Raw genomic sequence first — 8,799 nt, 5'->3', positions numbered from 1 at the left:
CTTCGGTACGCCGGCAGAGCCGCCACCGGCAGCAGCGGCTCCGGCCGCCGTTCGATGCGCAGGATCCCGGCGTCGACCGCCGGCACCGGCCGGAACGCGGTACGCGGCACCCGCCCCGCCAGCCGCCACCCGAACTCCGGCCAGGTCGAGACGGTGAGCCGGGTCCACCGGCCGTAGTCGCCACTGCGCCGGCGCGCGTACTCCAGCTGGGTGAGCAGGGTCGCGGACCGCAACCGGGGCGCGGCCAGGCACCACCGCACCACGGCGGAGGTCAGCGACCACGGGATGTTGCCGACCACCGCGAACGGTTCCGGTGGCGGCTCGGCGGCCAGGAAGTCCGCCTGCCGGTGCTCCACGTTGGACAGCTCCGCGCAGACGGCGGCCAACGCGCCGCGGACGGCCGGGTCCACCTCGTACGCCGTCAGCCGCCCACACCGGGCCGCGAGCGGACGGGTGAGCTGCCCCCGGCCCGCGCCGACCTCCAGCAGGAGCCCGGCCGGATCGGGGTCGGCGGCGCGGATGACCCGCTGGACGGCCGCACGGTCGACGAGAAAGTTCTGGCTGAGTACGCGACGGGACCGGTCGCGTTCGGTTGATCGAAACGGGCGAGGCGCCACGGGTCGTCGTCCTGTCTGTCGCCGCTCGGCGACGGGCTGGACAGGCAGCCGGAATTGCCGGACCTGTCCGAGTGGATCGGGACTCGGACGGCCCTGGACGATGCGCGGGTACGCGATGACGAGGCGACAGCCTCGTGCCGTGGCGAAGGATCAGCGGCGGCGGGGCGACAGCCCCAGCGCACCGCGAAGTGGACCGATCAGCGGCAGGTCACGTCCCAGCCCGTCAGGGCCGGACGCCGGACACGCGGACGGGACACCAGCAGGGCACCCAAGGCGGCCGACGTACCGACCCCCTCGATCAGGGCATGCGTGAACATGCCCACCACCCTACCGACCCCCACCCCACCCCCCCACCCATTTCCCCCCGCCCCCGCCCCGCCCGGCCCGGCCCCCCCGCCGGCTTGCCGCGGTGATCAAGAGGTTTGGGTCACGCGGCACGGCGTGTCGTGACGCAAACCTCTTGATCACGAGGGTGTGGGGTGGGTGGGGGCCGCGCTGGGTGGGGTGGGTGGGTTACTGGAGGGGGATGGTGCGGGATTCGGCGCGGGCGGTTTCGGCGGCGGCGAGGATCGCGACGACCTCGCGGCCGAAGCGGACGTCGCAGCGGTGGTCGCGGGTGCCGGTGCGCACCTGCTCGACGAGCTGGTCGATCGCGACACCGAACGCCGTGGCAGCGTCGTTCTCGCCGACCGGGACGGTCTCGATCCCGTTCTCGCCGTAGAACACGAACTCCCGGGCCATCGCCTCACGCGGGGCATCCAGGGACAGCGAGGCGCTGCTGGTGGCACCGCCCTCGTGGGTGAGCAGCAGGTGCACCATCCCGCTCGGCCCGTCCATCGCCGCCACCTGGGTCACCCGCCCCAGCACCGGCAGGAGGATGGAGAGCGCGTGCGGGGCGATGTCCCAGAGCGCGCCGTGCTCGCGACGCCACAGGGAGCCGCCGTACGGGCTGCCCTCCTGGAAGATCGACGCGAAGGCGGTGGTGCGGCCGTGCTGCCAGCCTCCGGCGGCGGCGGTCGCGGCGAGGAACGCGGTGACGTTGGGCTGGAACCGCTGGGTGAAGAACACGACCGAGGCGACCCCGGACGCCTCGGCGGCGGCGACCACCCGGTCGGCGTCCTCGACGGAGAGCGCCAGCGGCTTGTCCAGCAGCAGGTGACGGCCGGCGGTGGCGGCACGGACCGCGATGTCGGCCTGAATGTCCGGCGGCAGCGCGACAGCGATCGCTTCGCACTGTTCGATCAGCGCGTCGACCTCGGCGTAGGCCGGCACCCCGTACCGCTCGGCCAACGCGGACGCCCGCTCGGGGTTACGCCCCCACACGCCGACCAGTTCCGCGTCCGGGTGTGCGTGCAGCGCCTTACCGTGCGTCTCGATCGCCCAGTGACCGGTGCCGAACAAGCCGAACCGCAGCACGTGTACCTCCGCTGTTTCCCCCGCACCGTGACGACGCCACGGACGTGATCCACGCTAGTCGCCCCACCCGGCTCACCGGCGGCGGGTCGCCAACCACAGCAGCCCAACGCCCCTGTGACCAACGAACGACGCGCCCCAAGGCGGTCGGTCACGGGCCGCCGACCGCGGACGGCGCCCCATTCGTGGGGCAGCTCTACAGGGGCCGCGTGCACCTCGGTCGGCGACTCGCCGCGGGCGCGGCGGCCAGGCAGCGTGACCCGGGTACTACGACGGTTAGTAGGCTGTGCCGGTGACCGAGGCAACGACCAGGTTTGGCCGATGACGAGCGCGGCCGCCGACTCGCCGGTGGACGGGCTCCTCGCGACGGCGTCGATCGTGCTGTCGCTGCTCGTCGCCGTATGGGCGCTGGTCGCGGCGGTACGCCACCGGCCACCGGACCGGGTGCAGTTCACCGGTCTGGCCGTACTGGAGGTGGCGCTGCTCGCGTTGGGAGTGCTGGCCCTGGTCGCGGTCGGTGGCGGCGACCGGCCGGGCGAGCCCGGCGCGTTCTACGGCTACCTGGCCACGCTGGTCTGCCTGCCGCCGCTGGCCTGGGTGCTGGCCCGGATGGAGCCGACCCGCTGGGGGTCGGCGATCGTCTGCGCGGTCTGCCTGGTCGCGCCGGTCGTGGTGGTCCGGTTGCAGCAGACCTGGGAGGTCCTCGGTGGTTGAGACACGACCGGCCCGACGCGCCACGAACGCCGGTCCAGGCCGGTTGCTGATCGCGGTCTACCTGCTCTTCGCCATCGCGGCGACCAGCCGGGCGAGTCTGCAGATCGCCACCAAGTTCGACGAGGCGCCGGTGGCGTACCTGCTCTCCGCCCTGGCCGCGCTCATCTACATCGTGGCCGCGGTGGGTCTGGCCCGGGCCGGGCACACCGGCCGACGGGTGGCGCTGGCCTGCTGCTCGGTGGAGTTGGTCGGGGTCGTCGCCGTCGGCATCCTCAGCGTGGTCGACAAGGACCTGTTCCCCGACGAGACGGTGTGGTCGCAGTTCGGCAGCGGGTACGGCTACATCCCGCTGGTGCTGCCGGTGCTCGGCCTGTTCTGGCTCTGGCGCACCCGCCGCGACCCGGCCTGACCGGCCGGGCCGCGTGACGAGGGCGCGCGGGTCAGGCCCGGGGGCCGCCGGCGACGTAGATGACCTGTCCGGAGACGAAGCCGGCCCCCTCACTGGTCAGGAACGAGATGGTGTGCGCGACGTCCTCCGGGCGCCCCGGGCGGCGGACCGGGATCTCGGCGGCGGCGTGCTTCTGAAGGTCCTCGAAGTCGACCTTCATCCGGGCGGCGGTGGCCGCGGTCATGTCGGTGACGATGAAGCCCGGCGCGACCGCGTTGACTGTCACCCCGAACGGCCCCAGCTCGATGGCGAGCGTCTTGGTGAAGCCCTGTAGTCCCGCCTTGGCGGCGGCGTAGTTCGCCTGGCCCCGGTTGCCCAGGGCGGACGTGCTGGAGAGGTTGACGATCCGCCCCCACTTGCGGTCCACCATGTGCTTCTGGGTGGCCTGGCTGAACAGGAACGCACCGCGCAGGTGCACGCCCATGACCGTGTCCCAGTCGGCGTTGGTCATCTTGAACAGCAGGTTGTCGCGAAGCACACCGGCGTTGTTGACCAGCACGGTGGGCGCGCCCAGTTCGACGGCGACCCGCTCGACGGCGGCCTCGACCTGGTCCCGGTCGGACACGTCCGCGCCCACGCCGAGCGCACGGCCGCCCGCGCCGACGATGGCGTCAACCGTCTCCTTGGTGGCGGCCTCGTCGATGTCGACCACGGCGACGGCCATCCCGTCGGCGGCCAACCGCCGGGCGGTGGCCGCGCCGATACCGCGCGCGGCTCCGGTGACGATGGCGACGCGGGGCTCCTCCGACATGATTACCTCCCGGTAACGTGGGGTCGATCGGAGGAGCTTAACGTCAGAACCCCCGACCCCGGCATAGGCGAATCCACCGGTATCCGTGCCCGGAGACCTTCACCGCGCCGAGCTTGCCCAACTCGCCGTAGCCACGGTCGGCGAGCACGTCGATCGGCAGGTCGGCCTCCGGTTCGAGGCTGCTCAGGTCCACCTCGACGTCATCGGTGCCCAGGTTGTGCACGAAGACCATCGTCCCGGTCGGCCCGTCCGCCCGGTGCGCCAGCACCCCGGCCGGCATCGCCACGTCGATGTGGGTGGTCGAGCCGGAACCGATCTCCGGGGCCTCCCGCAGCGTACGGATCATGCGCTCGAACCAGGCGAGCAGCGACTTCGAGTCGCTGCGCTGGGCGGTGACGTTGACGTTCTGGTAGCCGAACTCACCCTTGTCGATGACCGGGCGGACCAGCTTCTCCGGGTCCGCGGTGGAGAAGCCGGCGTTCGGCTGGTACGACCACTGCATCGGGGTACGGATCGCCTCCCGACCGGGCAGCGACAGGTCCTCGCCCATCCCGATCTCCTCGCCGTAGCGCAGCACCGGCGTGCCGCGCATCGAGAACTGCAGGGCGTACGCCAGCTCGATGTGCCGTCGGTCGTTGCCGAGCATCGGGGCGAGCCGGCGGCGGATGCCCCGGTCGTAGATGCGCATGTTCTCGTCCGGGCCGAACTTGGCGTACACCTGGTTGCGCTGTTCGGTGGTCAACCGGGACAGGTCGATCTCGTCGTGGTTACGCAGGAAGGTGGCCCACTGCCCGCCGACCGGCAGCTTCGGGGTGTCGCGCAACGCCTCGATCAGCGACTCCGGGTCCTGCCGGGCCAGGGCGAGCATGAGTCGGCCGTTGAGCATGAAGTCGAAGAGCATGTGGATGCGGTTGCCGGAGCCGCTCGTGTCGCCGAAGAACGTCGGCAGTTGGTCGGGTTCGACGTTCGCCTCGGCCAGCAGGACGGCGTCGCCGCGCCGCCACTGCACGTGCTGGCGCATCTCGGTGAGGAACTCGAAGTCCTTCGGCGAGTTCGGGTTGCCCGGCTCGGTCAGCTCGATGATGAACGGCACGGCGTCCATCCGGAAACCGGAGACCCCGAGCTGGAGCCAGAACGACATGATCTTCTTGACCTCCGCGCGGACCTGCGGGTTGGCGAAGTTGAGGTCCGGCTGGAACTTGTAGAACCGGTGGTAGAACCACGCCTTGGCGGTCCGGTCGTAGCTCCAGGTCTCCTTCTGTTCGCCGGGGAAGACCATGCCCTGGTGCCGGTCGTCCGGCTCGGTGTCGGACCAGACGAACCAGTCGCGGTACGGCGAATCCGGCGACGAGCGGGCGGACTGGAACCACGGGTGCTCGTCGGAGGTGTGGTTGACCACCAGGTCGATGATCACGCGGATGCCCCGGTTCTCTGCCTGGTGCAGCAGCTCGGCGAAGTCACCGAGGGTGCCGAAGCGCGGGTCCACGTTGTAGAAGTCGGTGACGTCGTAGCCGTCGTCGCGGTTGGGCGACGGGTGGATCGGGTGCAGCCACAGGCAGGTCACGCCGAGCCGGGCCAGATAGTCCAGCCTTCCGATCAGCCCACGGATGTCACCGACCCCGTCGCCGTCCGAGTCGGCGTACGTGTCGATGTCGAGGCAGTAGACGACGGCTTCGGAATACCAACGGTCACCCATGCCGGAGGAACATCTCCGGTCGATCACCACGGCAAACCCGGTCGGCCAACCCGGTCGGCGGGGCCGGGCGCGGTTGGTTACCGTGCCGGTCATGGAGATCGACCTCGTACCGCCGAGCGAACCGCTGGACTGGGCCCGGGGCGCCTGGCTGCACCCGCCGGTCCGCGCCGAGGAGGGCCCGGCCGGCGAGCTGGTCGTCGAGGCCGGGGCGGAGACGGACTTCTGGCGGCGGACCAGCTACGGCTTCGTCCACGACAACGGGCCCGCCCTGCTGGCGCCGCTGGCGGTCGGCGCCGCCATGGAGGTGAGCTTCATCCTCGACTTCTCGGCGCAGTTCGACCAGGCCGGTGTGCTGGTCCGGGTCGACGAGGGGACGTGGGTCAAGGCGGGCGTCGAGGTCAGCGACGGCGAGTCCCAGCTCGGCGCGGTGGCGACCCGGGAGTTCTCCGACTGGTCGGTGTCCCCGGTCCCGGGGTGGACCGGCCAGGAGGTGACCGTACGGGTCAGCCGGGCCGGCGACGCGCTGACCGTACGGGCCCGGGTCGCGGATGCGGCCTGGCGACTGGTCCGCCTCGCTCCGTTGGACCCGGCGGCCGAAGCGATGGCCGGCCCGTTCTGCTGCGCGCCGACGCGCGCCGGCCTCACCGTGGTGTTCACCGGCTGGCGGCAGGGCCCGGCCGACACCGCGCTGCACCCGGAGGGCTGACCCGGCCGGCGTGGCAGGGCTCACGCGCAGGTGTGTGCCGCCGGTCGCTGGGTATGACCTTCCGATTCCCGGTAGCCGGATCGGAAGGACGACCAATGGCGTACGCCCAGACTGGTGACCCGTCCGAGTTCACCGGCCTGACCGGGTGGGTGGCCTCGGTGATCGAGGCGACGGGCCCGGTCGGCGTGGCGCTGCTGGTCGCGTTGGAGAGCATCGTCCCGCCGATCCCGAGCGAGATCGTGCTGGCCATGGCCGGTTTCCTGGCCCACGAGGGTCGGTTCAACGTCGTGCTCGTGGTGCTGGCCGCGACGGTCGGCTCGCTCGTCGGCGCGCTGGTGCTCTACTGGCTCGGCGCGGCACTGGGCGAGGAGCGGCTCAAGCGCTGGCTGGACCGCATCCCGCTGGTGGACCGCGACGACCTGGAGAAGGCCGACCGCTGGTTCGAGCGGCACGGTCGGTGGGCGGTGCTGATCGGCCGGGTGGTGCCTGTGGTCCGCAGCCTGGTCTCCGTCCCGGCCGGGGCCAACCGGATGCCACTTGGCGAGTTCGTCCTGCTCACCACGATCGGCAGCGGGGTGTGGAACGCGCTCATCGTCGGCGCCGGCTACGCGCTCGGCAGCCGCTGGCAGGACGTCGGGCGGTACAGCGACTGGTTCAATTACGCGATCATCGCGGTCTTCGCCGTCATGCTGGTCAGCTGGGTGATCCGTAAGGTCCGCCGGCGCCGGGAGCGCGACGACCGGCGGTCGGTGACCGCCGGTCGCTGATCCGCGTCGCGCTCAGTTGAACTGCGCGCTGATCGACGTGAACTCCCACGTGTTCTGCGCGATGCCGGAGCAGTTGGAGACGACTCCCCCGCCCGGGCACGGCCGGTCCCGGTTGACCGACCAGAATGTGAACCGGCTCAGCCCGCGCGCCTTCGCCCAGTCCCGGATCTGGGTCCAGGTGGCCGGCGAGGTCAGCTCCTGCTGGTCGGAGAGCCCGTTCATCCCGGAGATGCCCATGTGGGCGTACGCCGTCGCGTCGGACCAGCCGAAGGCCGTCTTCAGCGTGTTCTTCAGCCCCTCGGCCGCGTTGACAGTGCTCTGGTACATGTTGGCTCCGCCGCCGAAGTCGAACGGCATGATGGTGAAGGTGTCGATGTTGGCGCCCAGCGCGGCGGCCTGGTTGATCAGGCGGGTGCCGTAGTACGACGGGCCGGTGGTCGACGTGCCGAACGTGATGATCGTCTTCAGGCCCGGGTTGTTCTGTTTGACGATCTTCAGCGCGCCGAGGATCCGGTCCTGTACGACCTCGTTCTCGAACTCGTCGCTGTTCTCGATGTCGATGTCGATCGCCTTGAGCCCGAACGCGTTGATCACCTGCTGGTACGCGCCGGCCAGGGCGCTGGCCGAGGAGCAGTTCGGGCCGAGCTTGTTGCCGCTCCAGCCGCCGATGGACGGGATCACGTCGCCGCCGGCCGCCCGGATGGCCGCGATGGTGCTGGCGTGCGCGCCGCCGGTGAGCGGGCCGCCGCCGTCCCAGGCCGGGGTGCAGCCGCCACCGGAGAGCACGAACGCGATGGTGAACCACTTCACGCCGGTCGCCGACATGACGGTCGCCGGGGCGGGCGGGTCACCCCAGCCCGGGTAGAGGTAGGGCGCGACGGCCATCGAACCGCCGCCACCGGTGCAGCCGGTGGTGCTCGCGGCGACCGCCGCCGACCGCGCCGACTCCCCCGCCGAGTTGTACGCGGCGACCGTGTAGCTGTGCGCCGAGCAGGCGGCCAGGCCGGAGACGGTCGTCGAGGTGCCGGTGACGGTGGCGCGCACCGTCGAGCCCTCGTACACCCGGTAGCCGGTCACCGTGCCACCGACCGCGTTCCAGGCCAGCGAGACCGCCGAGGCGGTGGCGCCGGTGACCCGCAGGCCGCCGGGCGTGCCGGGGGCTCCCGGTGGGGTGGTGGGGCCGCCCGAGCAGGACGCGCCGTTGACCGTGCAGTTGGTGGGGTCACCGGTGCCGGCGACGATGAAGCCGAACGACGTGCTCGCGCCGGCGGCCAACGCGCCGTTCCAGGACTGGTTGCGGGCGGTCACGTGCTGACCCGAGCTGGTCACCAGGGCGTCCCAGGCCGACCCGACCGTGCTGCCGGCCGGCAGGTCGAACTGCACGTCCCAGGAGGTGATCGCCGTGGACGTGTTGTTGGTGACGGTGAACTTCGCCTCGTACCCGCTGCTCCAGCTGCTGGTGCGGGCGAAGGCGGCGGTGGCGGCCGACGCGGCCGGCGGTGCCACGACGGTGGCCGCCACCAGTGCGGCGGCCAGCGCGACGGCGAACGTCGCCACGCGGGGGGATCGGAGTTTCACGGTGGCCTCCAGGGACCGGTGTGGTGGGGGATGTCGCCCGTTGTCGAGCGGCGCTCGGTCGTGCGGGCGGGTGGTGCCGATGCCCTGCGCGGCCGGGTGGTGTGCGGGC

The 8,799-nt window shown here is 71.7% G+C and carries 8 protein-coding genes and 1 pseudogene; 4 read left to right on the top strand and 5 right to left on the bottom strand.

Annotation, left to right across the window (positions count from 1 at the left end; genetic code table 11):
• Together AB0J68_RS20350 and AB0J68_RS20345 are read right to left on the bottom strand one after the other, a co-directional pair.
• On the bottom strand, positions 1 to 617 hold a 617-nt coding region (locus AB0J68_RS20350), incomplete at its 3' end, for an rRNA adenine N(6)-methyltransferase family protein (RefSeq protein WP_363939924.1).
• Positions 618 to 1,130: 513 nt separating this feature from the next.
• Positions 1,131 to 2,033 (bottom strand): Gfo/Idh/MocA family oxidoreductase, encoded by a 903-nt coding sequence (locus AB0J68_RS20345; RefSeq protein WP_363939922.1) that lies wholly within the window; start codon positions 2,031 to 2,033, stop codon positions 1,131 to 1,133.
• 283 nt (positions 2,034 to 2,316) lie between these two features.
• Between AB0J68_RS20345 and AB0J68_RS20340 the strand changes: the two are divergent.
• Together AB0J68_RS20340 and AB0J68_RS20335 are read left to right on the top strand one after the other, a co-directional pair.
• A pseudogene (locus AB0J68_RS20340) lies at positions 2,317 to 2,744 on the top strand (hypothetical protein).
• Positions 2,737 to 3,153 (top strand): hypothetical protein, encoded by a 417-nt coding sequence (locus tag AB0J68_RS20335; RefSeq protein ID WP_354860446.1) that lies wholly within the window; start codon positions 2,737 to 2,739, stop codon positions 3,151 to 3,153. Before AB0J68_RS20340 ends, AB0J68_RS20335 begins: the two are co-directional and overlap by 8 nt.
• 31 nt (positions 3,154 to 3,184) lie before the next feature.
• Here the strand turns inward: AB0J68_RS20335 and fabG are convergent, their stop codons facing one another.
• Positions 3,185 to 3,943, bottom strand: a complete 759-nt coding sequence (fabG, locus tag AB0J68_RS20330; RefSeq protein WP_354860447.1) for a 3-oxoacyl-ACP reductase FabG — start codon at positions 3,941 to 3,943, stop codon at positions 3,185 to 3,187.
• A 43-nt stretch (positions 3,944 to 3,986) separates the two neighbouring features.
• Positions 3,987 to 5,639, bottom strand: a complete 1,653-nt coding sequence (locus tag AB0J68_RS20325) for an alpha-amylase family protein (RefSeq protein ID WP_363939926.1) — start codon at positions 5,637 to 5,639, stop codon at positions 3,987 to 3,989.
• 91 nt (positions 5,640 to 5,730) lie between these two features.
• Here AB0J68_RS20325 and AB0J68_RS20320 point away from each other — a divergent pair, with 91 nt between their 5' ends.
• A complete protein-coding gene (locus AB0J68_RS20320; RefSeq protein WP_363939919.1) occupies positions 5,731 to 6,345 on the top strand; it encodes a DUF1349 domain-containing protein in 615 nt (204 codons plus the stop codon).
• 95 nt (positions 6,346 to 6,440) lie between these two features.
• On the top strand, positions 6,441 to 7,112 hold the full coding sequence (locus AB0J68_RS20315; RefSeq protein ID WP_354860450.1) for a DedA family protein: 672 nt from the start codon (positions 6,441 to 6,443) through the stop codon (positions 7,110 to 7,112).
• 12 nt (positions 7,113 to 7,124) lie between these two features.
• Here the strand turns inward: AB0J68_RS20315 and AB0J68_RS20310 are convergent.
• Positions 7,125 to 8,799 (bottom strand): cellulose binding domain-containing protein (locus AB0J68_RS20310; protein ID WP_363939917.1); only part of this gene is annotated, 1,675 nt, incomplete at its 5' end.

It is taken from the genome of Micromonospora sp. NPDC049580, assembly GCF_040675595.1.
Lineage (GTDB): Bacteria > Actinomycetota > Actinomycetes > Mycobacteriales > Micromonosporaceae > Micromonospora.
The sequence above is the reverse complement of the archived record's forward strand: the minus strand, read 5'-3'. Positions and strand labels throughout refer to the sequence as shown.